This is a genomic window from Pseudomonas sp. CP4 (genome assembly GCF_047758505.1).
GTDB classification, from domain to species: Bacteria; Pseudomonadota; Gammaproteobacteria; order Pseudomonadales; family Pseudomonadaceae; genus Aquipseudomonas; species Aquipseudomonas fluorescens_AO.
Genome location: NZ_CP180489.1, coordinates 1518639 through 1536615, shown reverse-complemented (window position 1 = coordinate 1536615; position 17977 = coordinate 1518639). Strand labels below are relative to the sequence as shown.

At 61.2% G+C, this 17977-nt stretch carries 19 protein-coding genes; 10 read left to right on the top strand and 9 right to left on the bottom strand.

The window, feature by feature from the left end; all coding sequences use genetic code 11:
• Positions 1-6: 6 nt before the first annotated feature.
• The 10 genes from ACMYUN_RS06785 (at position 7) to ACMYUN_RS06740 (ending at position 6769) form a co-directional block, all read left to right on the top strand.
• On the top strand, positions 7-762 hold the full coding sequence (locus tag ACMYUN_RS06785; RefSeq protein ID WP_415763310.1) for a heme ABC transporter permease: 756 nt from the start codon (positions 7-9) through the stop codon (positions 760-762).
• Positions 759-935: a heme exporter protein CcmD gene (ccmD, locus tag ACMYUN_RS06780; protein ID WP_415763309.1), complete on the top strand. Its 177-nt coding sequence runs from the start codon at positions 759-761 to the stop codon at positions 933-935. Before ACMYUN_RS06785 ends, ccmD begins: the two co-directional genes overlap by 4 nt.
• On the top strand, positions 932-1387 hold the full coding sequence (ccmE, locus tag ACMYUN_RS06775) for a cytochrome c maturation protein CcmE (protein WP_016771044.1): 456 nt from the start codon (positions 932-934) through the stop codon (positions 1385-1387). The genes ccmD and ccmE overlap by 4 nt, the downstream gene beginning before the upstream one ends.
• 3 nt (positions 1388-1390) lie before the next feature.
• Positions 1391-3379 carry a heme lyase CcmF/NrfE family subunit gene (locus tag ACMYUN_RS06770; RefSeq protein ID WP_415763308.1) on the top strand — a complete coding sequence of 663 codons (1989 nt, stop codon included), beginning with the start codon at positions 1391-1393 and terminating at the stop codon, positions 3377-3379.
• Complete coding sequence (locus ACMYUN_RS06765; protein WP_024012128.1) at positions 3376-3912, top strand: DsbE family thiol:disulfide interchange protein; 537 nt, start codon at positions 3376-3378, stop codon at positions 3910-3912. Before ACMYUN_RS06770 ends, ACMYUN_RS06765 begins: the two co-directional genes overlap by 4 nt.
• Positions 3909-4379: a cytochrome c-type biogenesis protein gene (locus tag ACMYUN_RS06760; RefSeq protein WP_122747440.1), complete on the top strand. Its 471-nt coding sequence runs from the start codon at positions 3909-3911 to the stop codon at positions 4377-4379. The genes ACMYUN_RS06765 and ACMYUN_RS06760 overlap by 4 nt, the downstream gene beginning before the upstream one ends.
• Entirely contained in the window at positions 4376-5575 is a 1200-nt protein-coding gene (gene ccmI / locus ACMYUN_RS06755; protein ID WP_415763307.1) for a c-type cytochrome biogenesis protein CcmI, read from the top strand. Before ACMYUN_RS06760 ends, ccmI begins: the two co-directional genes overlap by 4 nt.
• A gap of 25 nt (positions 5576-5600) precedes the next feature.
• The gene (locus tag ACMYUN_RS06750; protein ID WP_073472737.1) at positions 5601-6005 is read left to right on the top strand and encodes a hypothetical protein; all 405 of its coding nucleotides are present in this window, start codon (positions 5601-5603) and stop codon (positions 6003-6005) included.
• A gap of 147 nt (positions 6006-6152) precedes the next feature.
• The gene (locus tag ACMYUN_RS06745) at positions 6153-6365 is read left to right on the top strand and encodes a type II toxin-antitoxin system HicA family toxin (RefSeq protein WP_076566640.1); all 213 of its coding nucleotides are present in this window, start codon (positions 6153-6155) and stop codon (positions 6363-6365) included.
• Complete coding sequence (locus tag ACMYUN_RS06740) at positions 6365-6769, top strand: type II toxin-antitoxin system HicB family antitoxin (RefSeq protein WP_415763306.1); 405 nt, start codon at positions 6365-6367, stop codon at positions 6767-6769. The genes ACMYUN_RS06745 and ACMYUN_RS06740 overlap by 1 nt, the downstream gene beginning before the upstream one ends.
• Before the next feature lie 50 nt (positions 6770-6819).
• Here ACMYUN_RS06740 and ACMYUN_RS06735 read toward each other — a convergent pair whose 3' ends face one another.
• The 9 genes from ACMYUN_RS06735 to gcl form a co-directional block, all read right to left on the bottom strand.
• Positions 6820-8007 (bottom strand): MFS transporter, encoded by a 1188-nt coding sequence (locus ACMYUN_RS06735; protein WP_039763621.1) that lies wholly within the window; start codon positions 8005-8007, stop codon positions 6820-6822.
• A gap of 166 nt (positions 8008-8173) precedes the next feature.
• On the bottom strand, positions 8174-9172 hold the full coding sequence (locus ACMYUN_RS06730) for a sulfate ABC transporter substrate-binding protein (protein ID WP_039763623.1): 999 nt from the start codon (positions 9170-9172) through the stop codon (positions 8174-8176).
• 102 nt (positions 9173-9274) lie between these two features.
• On the bottom strand, positions 9275-10099 hold the full coding sequence (locus tag ACMYUN_RS06725; RefSeq protein WP_039763624.1) for an ion transporter: 825 nt from the start codon (positions 10097-10099) through the stop codon (positions 9275-9277).
• 21 nt (positions 10100-10120) lie between these two features.
• Positions 10121-11035, bottom strand: coding sequence for an urea transporter (locus ACMYUN_RS06720; RefSeq protein ID WP_415763305.1), 915 nt, complete (start codon positions 11033-11035; stop codon positions 10121-10123).
• A 211-nt stretch (positions 11036-11246) separates the two neighbouring features.
• The gene (pyk, locus tag ACMYUN_RS06715; RefSeq protein WP_415763304.1) at positions 11247-12662 is read right to left on the bottom strand and encodes a pyruvate kinase; all 1416 of its coding nucleotides are present in this window, start codon (positions 12660-12662) and stop codon (positions 11247-11249) included.
• Positions 12659-13933 (bottom strand): glycerate kinase type-2 family protein, encoded by a 1275-nt coding sequence (locus ACMYUN_RS06710; RefSeq protein WP_415763303.1) that lies wholly within the window; start codon positions 13931-13933, stop codon positions 12659-12661. The genes pyk and ACMYUN_RS06710 overlap by 4 nt, the downstream gene beginning before the upstream one ends.
• Positions 13934-14093: 160 nt before the next feature.
• Positions 14094-14987, bottom strand: a complete 894-nt coding sequence (locus ACMYUN_RS06705) for a 2-hydroxy-3-oxopropionate reductase (protein WP_016771028.1) — start codon at positions 14985-14987, stop codon at positions 14094-14096.
• Positions 14988-15105: 118 nt separating this feature from the next.
• Entirely contained in the window at positions 15106-15888 is a 783-nt protein-coding gene (gene hyi, locus ACMYUN_RS06700) for a hydroxypyruvate isomerase (RefSeq protein ID WP_415763302.1), read from the bottom strand.
• A gap of 209 nt (positions 15889-16097) precedes the next feature.
• A complete protein-coding gene (gene gcl / locus ACMYUN_RS06695; RefSeq protein ID WP_016771026.1) occupies positions 16098-17873 on the bottom strand; it encodes a glyoxylate carboligase in 1776 nt (591 codons plus the stop codon).
• Between the last annotated feature and the right edge of the window lie 104 nt (positions 17874-17977).

Below are 17977 nucleotides of genomic sequence, written 5' to 3'. Positions count from 1 at the left end.
AACAGTATGAACTGGACCTGGTTTCACAAGCTCGGCTCGCCCAAGTGGTTCTATGGCATCAGCGGCAAGTTCCTGCCGTGGTTGAGCGTCGCAGCGTTGCTGCTGATCGGCATTGGTGTGGTCTGGGGCCTGGCGTTCGCGCCGCCGGATTACCAGCAAGGCAACAGTTTTCGCATCATTTATATCCACGTACCTGCGGCGATGCTCGCTCAATCGATCTACGTGATGCTCGCGGTGTGCGGCGTGGTCGGGCTGGTGTGGAAGATGAAACTCGCCGACGTGGCTCTGCAATGCGCCGCACCGATCGGTGCGTGGATGACCGCCGTGGCGCTGGTCACCGGGGCCATCTGGGGCAAACCGACCTGGGGCTCGTGGTGGGTGTGGGACGCGCGCCTGACGTCAATGCTGATTCTGCTGTTTCTGTATTTCGGCGTGATTGCGCTGGGCAACGCCATCAGCAACCGCGACAGCGCCGCCAAGGCCTGCGCGGTGCTGGCGATCGTTGGCGTGATCAACATTCCGATCATCAAATACTCGGTGGAGTGGTGGAACACCCTGCACCAGGGCGCGACGTTCACACTTACGGAAAAACCGGCAATGCCGGCGGAGATGTGGCTGCCGCTGCTGCTGACAGTGCTGGGTTTCTACTGCTTTTTCGGCGCTGTGCTGTTGCTGCGCATGCGCCTTGAAGTGCTCAAGCGTGAAGCCCGCGCCAGTTGGGTGAAAGCCGAAGTGCAGCAGAATCTGGAGGCGGCGCGATGAGTTTTGCTTCATTCGGCGATTTTCTCGCCATGGGCCATCACGGCCTGTATGTCTGGTCGGCCTATGGCATCTGCCTGGCGGTGCTGGCCCTCAACGTAGCGGCGCCGATTGCGGCGCGCAAGCGTTATCTGCAACAAGAGGCGCGTCGTCTGCGCCGGGAGAACGGCCAGTGAATGCGCTGCGCAAAAAACGTCTGATCATCATTCTGGCGATTCTGGTCGGAGTGGGCGCTGCTGTTGGCCTGGCCCTGAGCGCGTTGCAGGAAAACATCAATCTGTTTTACACGCCGACGCAGATCGCCAACGGCGAAGCGCCGCAGGACACACGCATCCGCGCCGGCGGCATGGTCGAGGCCGGTTCGCTGCAGCGCTCCAAGGACTCGCTGGACGTCAAATTCGTCGTCACCGATTTCAACAAATCCGTGACCATCGCCTATCGCGGCATCCTCCCGGATCTGTTCCGCGAAGGGCAGGGCATCGTCGCCCTCGGCAAGCTCAATGCCGATGGCGTGGTGGTCGCTGATGAAGTGCTGGCCAAGCACGACGAGAAGTACATGCCGCCGGAAGTGACCAAAGCGCTGAAAGACAGCGGTCAATCCGCGCCGACGCCTGTGAAGGAGGGTTGATCGATGGCTGCCGCACTGTTTATTCCTGAGCTGGGCCATCTGGCGATGATCCTTGCGCTGTGTTTTGCACTGGTTCAAGCGGTGGTGCCGATGCTCGGCGCATGGCGCGGCGACCGCTTGTGGATGAGCCTGGCGCAGCCGGCGGCGTGGGGCCAGTTTGCCTTTCTGCTGTTTGCTTTTGGCTGCCTGACCTACGCGTTCATGACTGATGATTTCTCGGTCGGCTACGTGGCGATGAACTCCAACAGCGCGCTGCCGTGGTACTACAAATTCAGCGCGGTATGGGGCGCTCACGAAGGCTCGCTGCTGCTGTGGGCGTTGATCCTCGGCGGCTGGACCTTCGCTGTGTCGGTGTTTTCGCGACAGTTGCCGCAAGTCATGCTCGCCCGCGTCCTGGCAGTGATGGGCATGATCAGCACCGGTTTCCTGCTGTTCCTGATTCTTACCTCGAACCCGTTCTCGCGGATCCTGCCGCAGATTCCCGCTGATGGTCGCGACCTCAACCCGTTGCTGCAGGACATCGGCCTGATCGTGCATCCACCGATGCTGTACATGGGTTACGTCGGTTTTTCTGTGGCGTTCGCATTTGCCATCGCCGCGCTGCTCGGTGGTCGTCTCGATGCGGCATGGGCGCGCTGGTCGCGGCCGTGGACCATCGTCGCCTGGGCGTTTCTCGGCATCGGCATCACCCTCGGTTCGTGGTGGGCGTATTACGAACTCGGCTGGGGCGGCTGGTGGTTCTGGGACCCGGTGGAAAACGCCTCGTTCATGCCGTGGCTGGTCGGCACCGCGCTGATTCACTCGCTGGCGGTCACCGAGAAACGTGGCGTGTTCAAGAGCTGGACGGTGTTGCTGGCGATCGCCGCGTTCTCGTTGAGCCTGCTCGGCACCTTCCTCGTACGCTCGGGCGTGCTGACGTCGGTGCACGCGTTTGCCTCGGACCCCGAGCGCGGCGTGTTCATTCTGATTTTCCTGCTGTTTGTGGTGGGCGGTTCGCTGACGCTGTTCGCATTGCGCGCGCCGGTGGTGAAAAGTCAGGTCGGTTTCAATCTGTGGTCGCGTGAAACCTTGCTGCTGGGCAACAACCTGGTGCTGGTCGTCGCTGCATCGATGATCCTGCTTGGCACCTTGTATCCGCTGATTCTTGATGCCATCAGCGGCGCCAAACTGTCGGTCGGCCCGCCATACTTCAATGCGTTGTTCATTCCATTGATGGCGTTGCTGATGCTGGTCATGGCGGTCGGCGTGATCGTGCGCTGGAAGGACACGCCAGTGAAATGGCTGGCGAGCATGCTCACTCCGGTGCTGCTTGGCAGCGTCGCATTGGCCGTGGTGGCCGGCGTGGCTTACGGCGATTTCAACTGGGCGGTGATCGCGACGTTCCTGCTGGCGGCATGGGTGTTGCTCGCTGGCATGCGCGATCTGTTCGACAAGACCCGGCACAAAGGCCTGATCAAAGGTTTGCCGACGCTGACCCGCAGTTATTGGGGCATGCAGATCGCCCACCTCGGCATCGCCGTGTGCGCGCTGGGCGTGGTGTTGTCGAGCCAGAACAGTGCCGAACGCGACCTGCGTCTGGCACCGGGCGAGTCGATGGATCTGGCCGGTTATCAGTTCGTCTTCGAAGGCGCCAAGCATTTCGAGGGACCGAACTTTACCTCGGACAAAGGCACCATCCGCGTCATTCGTGACGGCAAGGAAATCAGCGTGCTGCACCCGGAAAAACGTCTGTACACCGTGCAGAACTCGGTGATGACTGAAGCCGGCATCGATGCCGGTTTCACCCGCGATCTCTACGTCGCCCTCGGCGAGCCGCTGGATAACGGCGCCTGGGCCGTGCGCGTACACGTCAAACCGTTTGTGCGCTGGATCTGGTTCGGCGGCTTGCTCACCGGATTGGGTGGTTTGCTGGCGGCGCTGGATCGGCGTTATCGGGTCAAGGTGAAAAGCAAAGTGCGCGAAGCGCTGGGCATGACGGGAGCGGCGGCATGAGGCGTTGGTTGATGTTGTTGCCGCTGGCGATATTTCTGCTGGTGGCGGTGTTTCTTTATCGAGGGCTGTATCTGGATCCGGCGGAGCTGCCGTCGGCGATGATCGACAAGCCGTTCCCGGAGTTTTCCTTGCCGAGTGTGCAGGGTGACAAGACGCTGACCAAGGCAGACATTCTCGGCAAACCGGCGCTGGTCAATGTCTGGGGCACCTGGTGCATCTCCTGCCGGGTCGAGCATCCGGTGCTGAACAAGCTCGCCGAGCGCGGCGTGGTGATCTATGGCATCAACTACAAGGACACCAACGCCGATGCCTTGAAGTGGCTGGCCGAGTTTCACAATCCGTATGCGCTGGATATTCGTGACGACGAGGGTTCGCTGGGCTTGAATCTTGGTGTCTACGGCGCGCCGGAAACCTTCTTCATTGACGCCAAAGGCATCATCCGCGACAAGTTCGTCGGGGTGATCGACGAGCAGGTCTGGCGCGAAAAACTCGCGGCCAAGTATCAGGCGCTGGTCGATGAGGCCAAGCCATGAAGCGTTTTCTCGCAGCAGTGGTGTTGGGCTTGAGCCTGGCCGGTGTCGCCCACGCGGCCATCGACACCTACGAATTTGCCAACGAGGGCGACCGCGAGCGTTTCCGCGAACTGACCAAGGAACTGCGCTGCCCCAAATGCCAGAACCAGGACATCGCCGACTCCAACGCGCCGATCGCCGCCGACCTGCGCAAGGAGATTTTCCGCATGCTCGGCGAGGGCAAGGACAATCAGCAGATCATCGACTTCATGGTCGATCGCTACGGTGATTTCGTCCGCTACAAACCGGCGCTCAATGCCAAGACCGCACTGCTGTGGTTCGGCCCGGCTGGATTGCTGCTCGGTGGTTTCGTGGTGATTGCGCTGATCGTGCGCAGGCGTCGCGGGCAACGCGCCGAAACGCCGTCATCGCTGTCTGCCGAAGAACGTCAGCGCCTCGACCAACTGTTGGATAAAAACCAAGAATGATTGATTTCTGGCTCGCCGCAGGGCTGTTGCTTCTGGTCGCCCTGAGTTTTCTGCTGATCCCGGTACTGCGCGAACGCCGCGCCCAGCGGGAAGAAGATCGCACCGCGTTGAACGTCGCGCTGTACCAGGAACGGGTGGCCGAGCTGCAAGCGCAGCAAGCCGAGGGCGTGCTCGACGCCGCGCAACTGGACAGCGGTCGCGCGGAAGCTGCGCGTGAACTGCTCGCCGATACCGAAGGCGCCGCCGCGCCGCGTGTCTCGCGTCTGGGTAAACCGTTGCCGCTGCTGGCCGCCGTGCTGGTACCGGTGCTGGGTCTCGGTCTGTACCTGCATTTCGGCGCCGCCGACAAGGTCGAACTGACCCGCGAATTCGCTCAGGCACCGCAGTCGATGGATGAGATGACCCAGCGTCTGGAACGTGCGGTCGCCGCACAGCCGGATTCCGCTGAAGGTCTGTATTTCCTCGGCCGTACCTACATGGCTCAGGACCGCCCGGCAGACGCGGCTAAGATGTTCGAACGCGCCGCCAACCTCGCTGGTCGCCAGCCGGAGCTGCTCGGCCAGTGGGCGCAGGCGCAGTATTTTGCTGACGGTAAAAAGTGGTCGGAGAAGATTCAGAAACTGACCGACGAAGCGCTGAAGGCTGATCCGAAAGAAGTCACCAGCCTCGGTCTGCTCGGCATCGCCGCGTTCGAAGGCGAGCGTTATCAGGAGGCCATCGACTACTGGAATCGCCTGCTCGCGGAACTGCCGCCGGATGACAACTCTCGCGTTGCGCTGCAAGGCGGCATCGAGCGTGCCGCCGAACGCCTGAAAGCCAGCGGCGGCAAAGTTGCCCAGGCAGCGGCGCCGAAAGCTGCGTTGCTGACAGTCAGCGTAGATCTGGCCAGCGAACTCAAAGGCAAGGTGCAGCCGGGCGACAGCGTGTTCATCTTCGCCCGCGCCACTTCAGGCCCACCGGCGCCGCTGGCGGCCAAACGCCTGACCGTCGCCGACCTGCCGGTGACCGTCGAACTGGGCGACGCCGACGCGATGATGCCGCAGTTGAAACTGTCCAACTTCCCTGAAGTCCAACTGGTTGCGCGCATCTCACGGGCCGGTCAACCGGCCGCCGGTGAGTGGATCGGTCGTAGCGGCCCACTGGCCAGCAGCACCACCGCGCCACAAAAACTGACTATCGACAGCCCGGACAAATAACCGGATCCAACAGGAAAGCACCGCCATGCACACCATCGCCCGAATTACAGTCCTCACACTGGCCCTGGGCTTGAGTGCATGTGCGGTACAACGCCCGGAACCGACCACCAGCCTGCCACCGATCCCGCCGTCTCAGCCAAGCCCAACCCCGTCGACCTCGCCGACCCCCGGCAAAAGCATCCCGGCCAAACCTGCCAAGCCCGTGCCACGCACCTCGGCCAGCTTCGCCCCGCCACCGGGCGGCAACAGCCACTGGGACCAGAAACTCGGCGTCTACGTCCTCGACGACCAGACCAACACCTTCTACCGCCAGCGCACCTACTACCGCTGGAACAACGGCTGGAGCCGCTCGGTCAGCCCCAACGGCCCGTGGGAAGACACCAACATCCACGGCGTCCCGCCGGGGTTGGGGAAGAAGTTCGGGCAGTGATGAGAAACGGCGATCTTGGGATCGCCGTTTTTTTTGCCGTTTGAATCACACCTTGTAAAACTACCAACCATCACCCCGTCCCATTCTGTGCTTGAGTAAAGATAACTCTAGAGTTACTTTTAATGGGCCAAGCCAAGGAGGCGGTTGGTGCAGAGCAGGCTATTGATGAAGGAGCTGGAGGAGGCGGGCTGGACGCTGGATCGGGTTGCGGGCAGTCATCACATCTTCACTCATCGTTACAACCCGAACACGATTGCCGTCCCGCATCCGAAAAAGGATTTACCGCTGGGGACAGTCAAAAGCATTCGGCGGCGCGCGGGGTTATTCAGCCCGCCAACCCGTCATGAAGGAGATCCGTAATGCAATATCCCATCTGCATCGAGTGGGGTGACGAGAACACTGCCATCGGCATTCAGATCCCCGATATTCCCGGCGCAGTCACTGCCGGGGACAGCTTTGAGGAGGCCTACAACGCGGCCGTGGAAGTGGCTCACCTTATGCTGCAGGAAATCGCGGCGGCCGGTCAGGCGATTCCGATGCCGACCTCGGCAGCGGCGCATCGCAATCATCCGGATTTTGCCGAGATGGGCTGGGGCATGCTGGAGCTGGATATCTCGCCGTACCTGGGCAAGACCGAAAAGATCAACGTTACGCTGCCCGGCTATGTCATTCAGCGTATTGATCGCTATGTACGCGAGCACAACGTCAAAAGCCGCTCCTCGTTTCTGGCGGATGCGGCGATGGAGAAACTGGTTCGGTATTGAAGGTACGTCCAATTGCGGGAGCGAGCCTGCTCGCGAAGCTTTTGACGCCCTTAAGCCGTGGCCAATGAAGCGCGTCGTGAAACACTCAAAAACCGCACCAACGCCAACAACGGAAAGATGCTGCCGACAATCACGATCCACAACCAGCCGCCATGCTCGTACACCGCGCTGGCCACCGAGGAGCCGAAGGCTCCGCCGATGAAGATGCTGGTCATGTACAGCGCGTTCAAACGACCACGACTTTTCGCGTCCAGCGAATACACCGCGCGTTGGCCCAGGACCATGTTCATCTGTACGCAGAAGTCCAGCACCACGCCGGTCACGGCCAGGCCGATAACGCTGTAGGCCGGGTGGATGAAGGCGGGCAGGAAGCTCAGGCTGGCAAACAGCATGGCCAGCAGCGAGGCGATGCGTGTGTGACCGGCATCGGCGAGGCGGCCGCTGATTGGCGCGGCGATGGCACCGATGGCGCCCACCAGAGCGAAGATTGCGATTTCGCTTTGCGACAGGCCATGGTTACGTGCCAGTTCCAGTGGCACGGCGGTCCAGAACAGGCTGAACGTGGCGAACATGCAGCCCTGGTAAAACGCCCGCTGACGCAGCACCGGTTGCTGGCGCAGCAGTGTCCATAGCGAACCGATCAACTGGCCATAAGTAGCGCTGTGATCTGGCTGGCGCTTGGGCACGGTCAGCGCCAGCACTACGCTGATCGCTGCCATCAACGCTGCGGCGATCATGAACATGGCGCGCCAGCCGAGGTGATCAGCGACTACGCTCGACACCGGTCGCGCCAACAGAATACCCAGCAGCAAACCGCCCATGATCCCGCCCACCACCCGACCACGGGACTCTTCCGGCGCCAGATGCGCGGCCAGCGGAATCAGGATCTGCACCGACACCGAGCTGAAGCCGACCAGCAACGAGATCAGCAAAAACACGTTGGGTTGCTCGGTAAACGCTGCGCCCAGGAGACTGGCAATCGCGACCAGCGTGGTGATGATCATCAGCCGCCGGTTTTCCAGCAGATCCCCCAGCGGCACCAGAAAGAACAGGCCCAACGCATAGCCGATCTGCGTCAGCGAAACGATGAAACTGGCCATGGTGTCGGAGAGGCCGATGTCCGGCGCGATGAGACCGATGATCGGTTGTGCGTAGTAGATGTTGGCAACGATGGCGCCGCAGCAGAACGCGAACAGCAAGACCATGCCTCGGGTCATTGCGTGAGGAGTGGTGGTCATAGGGAATCTCGGGTCGGGCACAGGAAAGGGCTGAGGCTAATGGACAATGTGGACTGGCAGAAGACGTTTTCGGATGATAACTGTTATTACGCAGTGTAATGACCGGTATTGCCGCGCAACAAAAAGGCGACCCGGTGGGTCGCCTTTTGATTTTTCAGGTCAAGCCTTACTGCCCGCTATAAATCTGATCGAACACCCCACCATCATTAAAGTGAGTCTTCTGCACCGTGCGCCAGTCACCAAACGTCTTCTCCACCGAAAGGAAGTCGACTTTCGGGAAACGGTCGGTGTACTTCGCCAGCACCGTCGGGTCACGCGGGCGCAGGTAGTTGGCCGCCGCAATTTCCTGGCCTTCCGGCGACCACAGGTACTTCAGATACTCGTCAGCCGCAGCGCGCGAGCCTTTTTTGTCGACGACTTTGTCGACCACCGAAACCGGTGGCTCGGCTTCGGCGGAGACGCTTGGATAAATCACTTCGAACTGATCGCGGCCGAACTCGCGAGCGATCATTTCCGCTTCGTTTTCAAAGGTCACCAGCACGTCGCCGATCTGGTTGGTCATGAACGTGGTGGTAGCGGCGCGGCCACCGGTGTCGAGTACCGGCGCCTGCTTGAACAGCTTGCCGACGAAGTCCTTGGCCTTGTTCTCGTCACCACCGTTTTTTAGCACATAGCCCCAGGCTGACAGGTAGGTGTAGCGGCCGTTACCCGAGGTTTTCGGGTTCGGCACAATCACCTGTACGCCGTCCTTGAGCAAGTCCGGCCAGTCTTTCAGCGCTTTCGGGTTGCCCTTGCGGACGATGAACACCGTCGCCGAGGTAAACGGCGCGCTGTTGTTCGGCAGGCGCGTGACCCAATTGTCGGGGACCAGTTTGCCGTTGTCGGCAAGGGCGTTGATGTCGGTGGCCATGTTCATGGTAATAACGTCAGCCGGCAGGCCGTCGATTACCGAGCGCGCCTGCTTGCTCGAGCCGCCGAAGGACATCTGCACGGTGATGTTTTCCTTGTGCTCGGCCTGCCAGTGCTTCTGGAACGCAGTGTTGTAGTCCTTGTAGAAATCGCGCATCACGTCGTAGGAAACGTTAAGCAGCGTCGGTGCCGCCTGAGCGATGTTGGCCAAGGCCAGGCCGGCGGCGAGAAGTGAGGCGCCAAAGAGTTTTTTCACTGCGCATTCCTTGTTCTGTGGGGGTGTTGTATCAAATGAGGCCATTTGCCAGCGACTATAGCGGGCCTCGCATAGTCGCTTAAAGATTAAAAAGCTCTGTGCTTATTCCACTTTCTTGAACAGCTGACTGCCGCAGCGCGAACAGAACGCTGCGCTCTGTTCATGGTTCTTTTTCTGGCAGCCCGGGCAGTCATGTTGCAGCTGTTCGCCGCGCATGGCGTTGGCCAGCTCTGCGGTAAAGATCCCCGTGGGCACGGCGATGATCGAGTAACCGGTGATCATCACCAGCGAGGAAATCACCTGGCCCAGCGGCGTCTTCGGCACGATGTCGCCGAAGCCGACAGTGGTCAAGGTCACGATTGCCCAATAAATGCCCTTGGGAATACTGGTGAAGCCATGCTCCGGGCCTTCGATCACGTACATCAGCGTGCCGAACACCGTCACCAGGGTGCACACGCTGACCAGAAACACGACGATTTTCTGCTTGCTGCCACGCAGCGCCGACATCAGATAGTTGGCTTGTTTGAGATACGGGCTGAGCTTGAGCACGCGGAAAATCCGCAGCATCCGAATGATGCGGATGATCAGCAGATACTGCGCATCGCTGTAATACAGCGCGAGGATGCCCGGCACGATCGCCAGCAGATCCACCAGCCCGTAGAAGCTGAAGGCATAGCGCAACGGCTTGGGCGAGCAGTACAGACGCAGGATGTATTCGCCGAGGAAGATCGCCGTGAAGCCCCACTCGATATAGGCCAGAACGTCGGCGTAATTACGGTGAATGCTGTCGATACTGTCGAGCATCACGATCACCAGACTGGCGAGGATGATCAACAGCAGGATGCCGTCGAAGCGACGCCCGGCCGGGGTGTCGCTCTGGAAAATCATGACGTAAAGCCGTTCGCGCCAATTGTTGCTGCTGTCCATGGATAACGCCTGAATCGAAGATCAGCGCAGCCTAGGGTGATTCTCCTCGTGAGCGCAAGGCTCATGCGCCAGCGACGCTTTGCCAAGCATCTGAATGCCGACGCGGATCAGCCAGCAGGCGAGGATGAACGGTGCGGTGAGCGTCGCCAATCCAAGGGCAGCAAACAGCGGTGTCACCAGCAGCGCCAGGACAATGGCGAGCAGCGGCAGCCACGGATTTTGTCGCTGAGCGCTGAAGGCGAGGGCGGCGAGTACGGCGTTGTAGCCACCGAGCCCGAGCAGCGCGGCGGACGTTTCGTGGTGCAGCAGACTCGAGCCCAGGCCGATCACCGACGCCAGCAGCGCCCAGCAGAACGCGCGGCGATCGGCGAGCAGCAAACCGCTGGCGATCAACGCTCCGGCCAATGGATGGTCGAGGAACATCACCTGGCCGAATCCGCGCAGTTCAGCGGCCAGCAGATTTGTCGTGTTCAGGTCGACCGATGCCACCGGCGCGGACGGTTCGGCGAACAGCAGCAGCACCCAGCTGAGCGCCACGAACGGCGAGGTATACGCCGGTATGGCGCGGCTGCGGTACACGTGTTTGAGCCATTGCTGCGTGAGCATCGCGCTCAAGCCGCCCGCTGCAAGAATCAACGGCGGCAGCAGTGGCGACCAAGGAAAATACAGGCTCAGCAGCAGGCCGAGCAGCACGCCGTTGTAGCTGAACAACCCGGCCTGGCGATCGGCCTTGGCGTAGTTGCGTCGCTGCGCGGTGAGCAGACCGGCGACGCCACCGAGCAGCGCCCCGGCGAACAGCACCGGCGCCGTCAGCAGGATCGCCAACAGACACAGCAGGCCGCACAGCGGATGGCGCTGGAAGAAAATCTGACTGAAACCGTTGAGCAAGGCCTCGGCCCAGTCGGGGCAGTGGGTGTTGAAGTGATCGGCAGGCATGTTGAGAAAATCTGGGCAGTTGGAACATCAAAAGGTCTTGCAAGTCCCTGTGGCGAGGGGATTTATCCCCGTTCGGCTGCGCAGCAGTCGTCGCTTTTGAGGGTGTGACGGTTTCCACAGAGAAACCGCATTCTCCGATGGGGGGCCGCTTCGCAGCCCAACGGGGATAAATCCCCTCGCCACAAGGTTATGCACCCACTTTTAGGGTGGGTTAAATCAACGTCTCAATGCGCAGCGAATTGGTCGACCCCGGCTGCCCGAACGGCACGCCAGCGGTGATCAGCAGCGTGTCGCCACGCTCGGCCATGCCTTGCGCCTGAGCAATCTCCAGTGCGGTCGAGCAGACTTCATCGACCTGCCGCAGGCGATCGTTGACCACCGAATGAATGCCCCACGCCACGCTCAAACGCCGCGCGGTTTGCAAGTTCGGCGTCAGATTGAGGATCGGTGCTTTCGGCCGTTCCCGCGATGCGCGCAACGTCGAGGCGCCGGACTCGCTGTAATTGACCAGCACCGCCACCGGCAGCACGTTGCTGATCCGGCGGATCGCGCAGCTGATCGCATCGGAAACCGTCGCCTCGGCTTTCGGCCGGCTGACGTCGAGCTGGGTCTGATAGTCCGGGCCGTTCTCCACCTGGCGAATGATTTTGCTCATCATCTGCACAGCTTCCAGCGGGTATTCGCCGGAGGCGGTTTCCGCCGAGAGCATCACCGCATCGGCGCCTTCGGCCACGGCGTTGGCGACGTCGGTGACTTCGGCGCGGGTCGGGGCAGGGGAGAAACGCATCGACTCGAGCATCTGCGTCGCCACCACCACCGGTTTGCCCAGCGCACGGCAAGTGGTGATGATGTTTTTCTGAATCTGCGGCACGCTTTCCGCCGGCACTTCAACACCAAGGTCACCGCGAGCGACCATGATCGCGTCGCTCAACTCAGCAATCTCACGCAATTGCTCGACGGCCGAAGGCTTCTCGATTTTCGCCATCAAGAAGGCTTTGTCGCCGATCAATGCGCGGGCCTCGATGATGTCCTGCGGACGCTGCACGAACGACAGCGCGACCCAGTCCACGCCCAGCTCCAGACCGAAGCTTAGGTCGCGGCGATCCTTGGCCGTCAACGGGCTCAAGTCGAGTACCGCTTGCGGCACATTCACGCCTTTGCGATCGGACAGTTCGCCGCCGTTGAGCACGGTGGTGTCGATCGCATCGGCGTACTTGGTGACCACGCGCAGGCGCAGCTTGCCGTCGTCGAGCAGCAGGTCCATGCCGGCTTCCAGCGCGGCAATGATCTCCGGATGCGGCAGGTTGACCCGGCGCTCATCGCCCGCTGTCACATCGAGATCGAGGCGGAACGCCTGACCGCGATGCAATTGCACCTTGCCGTCAGCGAACTTGCCAACGCGCAGTTTCGGCCCCTGCAGATCCATCAGAATGCCCAGCGGGTAGTTGAGCTGGCGTTCGACTTCGCGGATCCACTGATATCGCTTGGCGTGGTCGGCGTGATCGCCGTGGCTGAAGTTCAGCCGGAAGATGTTGACCCCGGCCTCGACCAGCTCGCGGATGTCGTCGATACCGTCGACCGCAGGGCCGAGGGTGGCGAGGATTTTGACCTTTTTATCAGGCGTCATGATTTGCAGTTCTCAAGGATCAGAATGGCGCGGAAGTCGTTGACGTTGGTGCGGGTCGGCTCGGTGACGATCAGTGCATCGAGCGCCTGGAAGTAGCCGTAGCCGTTGTTGTTATCCAGCTCGTCGCTGGCGCTCAGACCCAGTGCGGCGGCGCGGGCGTAGCTGTCCGGGGTCATGATTGCGCCGGCATTGTCTTCCGAGCCGTCGATGCCATCGGTGTCGCCGGCCAGCGCGTAGACGCCGGGCTGGCCCTTGAGGCTATCGGTCAGGCTGAGGAGGAATTCAGCGTTACGCCCACCACGGCCATTGCCGCGCACGGTGACCGTGGTTTCACCGCCGGAGAGAATCACGCACGGCGCCGCCAATGGCTGGCCGTGATTGATGATCTGTCGGGCGATGCCGGCGTGGACTTTCGCCACTTCACGGGATTCGCCTTCGAGGTCGCCGAGAATCAAGGTGCTGAAACCGGCTTGGCGGCATTTCACCGCAGCCGCGTCCAGCGATTGCTGAGGACGGGCGATCAATTGGAAGTGGCTGCGCGCCAGACTCGGGTCACCGGGTTTGACGGTTTCCGATTCGGGGCTTTGCAGCCAGGTGCGCACGGAGGCCGGAATGTCGATGCCGTAGCGCTTGATGATCGCCAGAGCTTCGGCGCTGGTGCTCGGGTCGGCCACGGTCGGCCCAGACGCGATGACGGTGGCGAGATCGCCCGGTACATCGGAAATTGCGTAGGTATAGACAGTCGCTGGCCAGCAGGCCTTGCCCAGACGCCCACCCTTGATCGCCGAGAGATGCTTGCGCACGCAGTTCATCTCGCCGATGGTCGCGCCGGACTTGAGCAGGGCTTTGTTGATCGACTGTTTGTCGGCGAGGGTGATGCCTTCGGCCGGCAAGGCGAGCAGGGCAGAGCCGCCACCGGACAGCAGGAAGATCACGCGGTCGTCTTCAGTCAGGTTGCTGACCAGCTCCAGCACGCGTTTGGCCACAGCCAGACCGGCCGCATCCGGCACCGGGTGTGCGGCTTCGACCACTTCGATTTTTTCGCACGGAGCGCCGTGGCCGTAGCGGGTCACCACCAGGCCGGTGACTTCACCCTCCCAGCAGCGCTCGACCACCTGCGCCATGGCGGCAGCGGCTTTGCCGGCACCGATGACGATTACCCGGCCGCTGCGATCGGCGGGCAAGTGGGCTTCGAGGACTTGGTTCGGATGGGCCGCGTCGATGGCTGTGGCAAACAGCTCGCGCAGCAGTTGTTGCGGATCGACCGACATGGCGGGCTCCCGGAATTCTTGTTATTCGAAAGGGCGGTAGAGATCCCTGTGGGAGCGAGCTTGCTCGCGAAAGCGATGGATCAGTCAATATCCATGTCGACTGATACTCCCTCTTCGCGAGCAAGCTCGCTCCCACAGGTTAAAGCGGTGGGGCAGTGACTTATTTGTTGTCGCGAATCGAGAAATTGGCCATGTGTTCCAGGCCCTTGATCAGCGCCGAGTGGTCCCAGTTGCTGCCACCGATGGCTGCGCAGGTGCTGAACACTTGCTGGGCATTGGCGGTGTTCGGCAGGTTGATGTTCAGTTCCTTGGCGCCTTGCAGGGCCAGGTTTAGGTCCTTTTGGTGCAGGCTGATGCGGAAGCCCGGGTCGAAGGTGCCTTTGATCATGCGCTCGCCGTGCACTTCGAGGATCTTCGAAGAAGCGAAACCGCCCATGAGCGCTTCACGCACCTTGGCCGGGTCGGCACCGTTTTTCGAGGCGAACAGCAGGGCTTCGGCTACGGCCTGGATGTTCAGCGCGACGATGATCTGGTTCGCCACTTTGGCGGTCTGGCCGTCGCCATTGCCGCCGACCAGTGTGATGTTCTTGCCCATGGCCTGGAACAGCGGCAGGGCGCGTTCGAAGGCATCGGCGTCGCCACCGACCATGATGCTCAGGGTCGCGGCCTTGGCGCCGACTTCACCGCCGGACACTGGCGCGTCGAGGTACTGCGCGCCTTTCTCGTTGATCTTGGCGGCGAAGGCTTTGGTCGCGGTCGGCGAGATCGAGCTCATGTCGATGACCACTTTGCCTTTGCCGATACCGGCGGCAACCCCGTCGGCGCGGAACAGCACGTCGTCGACCTGCGGGGTATCCGGAACCATGACGATGATGAATTCGGCTTCCTGCGCCACTTCACGTGGATTGGCCAGGGCGACGGCGCCAGCGGCGACCAGATCGGCCGGGGCCGCGTCGTGGTGTTGCGACAGGAACAGGCTGTGACCGGCTTTCTGCAGGTTCGCCGCCATTGGGTGGCCCATGATGCCGGTGCCGATGAATCCGATTTTAGCCATGAGAAAATCCTCTTGTTTTTGTCGTGCCCCCAACCCATGGCTGGTGAGCTTTTGTGGCGAGGGGATTTATCCCCGTTGGGCAGCGCAGCTGCCCCAGATTTTTGCAATGCGTGGTCAATCAGATTGCGTTGTGTGATTTCAACCAACCCAGGCCCGCTTCGGTGGTGGTCAGCGGTTTGTACTCGCAACCAACCCAACCCTGATAACCGATGCGATCAAGGTGTTCGAACAGGAAGCGGTAGTTGATCTCACCAGTGCCCGGCTCGTTGCGCCCCGGGTTGTCCGCGAGCTGCACATGGTTGATCTCGCCCAGGTGCGATTGCAGGGTGCGGGCCAGATCGCCTTCCATGATTTGCATGTGATAGATGTCGTATTGCAGGAACAGATTGGCGCTCCCGACCTGTTCGCGAATCGACAGGGCTTGCGCCGTGTTGTTCAGGTAGAAACCGGGAATGTCGCGGGTGTTGATCGCTTCCATCACCAGTTTGATGCCCACTGCTTGCAGCTTGTCGGCGGCGTATTTGAGATTGGCAACAAAGGTCTTTTCCACGGTGGCATCGTCGACGCCTTGCGGGCGGATGCCGGCCAGGCAGTTGACCTGGGTGTTGCCCAGCACTTGTGCGTAAGCGATCGCCAGATCGACCCCGGCGCGGAACTCTTCGACCCGATCCGGCAGGCAGGCAATACCGCGCTCGCCCTTGGCCCAGTCACCGGCCGGCAGGTTGAACAGCACTTGGGTCAGCCCGTTGGCCTCGAGCTTTGCCTTGATTTCAGCCGAGCTGAAGTCGTACGGGAACAGGTATTCCACGCCAGTGAAACCGGCCTTGGCGGCGGCGTCGAAACGGGCAAGGAAATCCTGTTCGGTGAACAGCATGGACAGGTTGGCTGCGAAACGCGGCATGGTGGTCTCCCGTAAATCTTGTGAGGTCCCCTGTGGGAGCGAGCTGTGGCGAGGGGATTTATCCCCGTTCGGCTGCGAAGCAGTCGTAAACCATTGTATGCGGTGTACCTGATACGCCGCGGTTTCAGGTTTTGAGGCCGCTTCGCGCCCTAACGGGGATAAATCCCCTCACCACACAAGCTCGCTCTCACAGGGAGAGCAGTCAGCAGTTAATCGAGCATCGAAATCGCCGTCGGCGCGTCATTGCCGACCAGTGCCAGGTCTTCGAACTCGTTGACCGCGTTGATCTCGGTACCCATGGAGATGTTGGTCACACGCTCCAGGATGATCTCGACGATCACCGGCACCTTGAACTCTTCGATCATCTGTTCGGCCTTGCGCAGGGCAGGGGCGATTTCCGACGGTTCGAACACACGCAGTGCCTTGCAGCCGAGGCCTTCGGCGACTGCGATGTGGTCAACCCCGTAACCGTTGAGTTCCGGCGCATTCAGGTTATCGAAGGACAGCTGCACGCAGTAGTCCATTTCGAACCCGCGCTGGGCCTGACGGATCAGGCCCAGGTACGAGTTGTTCACCACGACGTGGATGTACGGCAGTTTGAACTGAGCGCCGACCGCCAGTTCTTCGATCATGAACTGGAAATCATAGTCCCCCGACAGGGCCACGACTTTGCGGTTCGGATCGGCCTTCACCACGCCCAGCGCTGCCGGAATGGTCCAGCCCAACGGGCCGGCCTGGCCACAGTTGATCCAGTGACGCGGCTTGTAGACGTGCAGGAACTGCGCGCCGGCGATCTGCGACAGCCCAATGGTGCTGACGTAGCAGGTGTCCTTGCCGAACACTTGGTTCATTTCTTCGTAAACGCGCTGCGGCTTGACCGGCACGTTGTCGAAGTGGGTCTTGCGATGCAGGCTGGCCTTGCGCTGCTGACAATCCTGCAGCCAGGCGCTGCGGTTCTTCAGCTTGCCGGCGGCTTGCCATTCACGCGCCACTTCGATGAACACGGTCAGCGCAGCAGCGGCGTCGGAAACGATGCCCAGATCCGGGGTGAACACGCGGCCGATCTGCGTGCCTTCGATGTCGACGTGAATGAACTTGCGACCTTCGGTGTACACGTCAACCGAACCGGTGTGACGGTTGGCCCAACGGTTACCAATGCCCAGCACCACGTCGGATTTGAGCATCGTCGCGTTGCCGTAACGGTGCGAAGTCTGCAGGCCGACCATGCCGACCATCAGCGGGTGATCGTCAGGGATGGTGCCCCAGCCCATCAGGGTCGGGATGACCGGGATGCCGGTCAGCTCGGCGAACTCGACCAGCAGGTCACTGGCGTCGGCGTTGATGATGCCACCACCGGCGACCAGCAATGGACGCTCGGCCTGATCCAGCAGGGCCAGAGCCTTCTCGACCTGCACGCGGGTCGCGGTCGGTTTGGCCAGTGGCAGCGGTTGGTAAGCGTCGATGTCGAATTCGATCTCGGCCATCTGCACGTCGAACGGCAGGTCGATCAGCACCGGGCCTGGGCGACCGGAGCGCATTTCATAAAAGGCTTTCTGGAACGCGTAAGGCACCTGGCCCGGTTCCAGAACGGTGGTCGCCCACTTGGTCACTGGCTTGACGATGCTGGTGATGTCGACAGCCTGGAAGTCTTCCTTGTGCATACGGGCGCGGGGTGCCTGGCCGGTGATGCAGAGGATTGGAATCGAGTCGGCCGAAGCGCTGTAGAGCCCGGTGACCATGTCGGTACCGGCCGGGCCGGACGTGCCGATGCACACGCCGATGTTGCCGGCCTTGGTGCGGGTGTAGCCCTCGGCCATGTGCGAGGCGCCTTCAACGTGGCGAGCAAGGACGTGATCGATGCCACCGACCTTCTGCAAGGCGGAGTACAGCGGGTTGATCGCTGCGCCCGGGATGCCAAAAGCGGTATCAACCCCTTCACGGCGCATCACCAGAACGGCGGCTTCGATTGCTCTCATTTTGCTCATGGTTTTGTGCCTCTTTACGTTTTGTAATTGTATACAAGTGGCTTTGCGCAGAGTGTATTCACGGCGGACGGCGCAGGTCAATCCATTTTCTCAAGCGCCTGTTT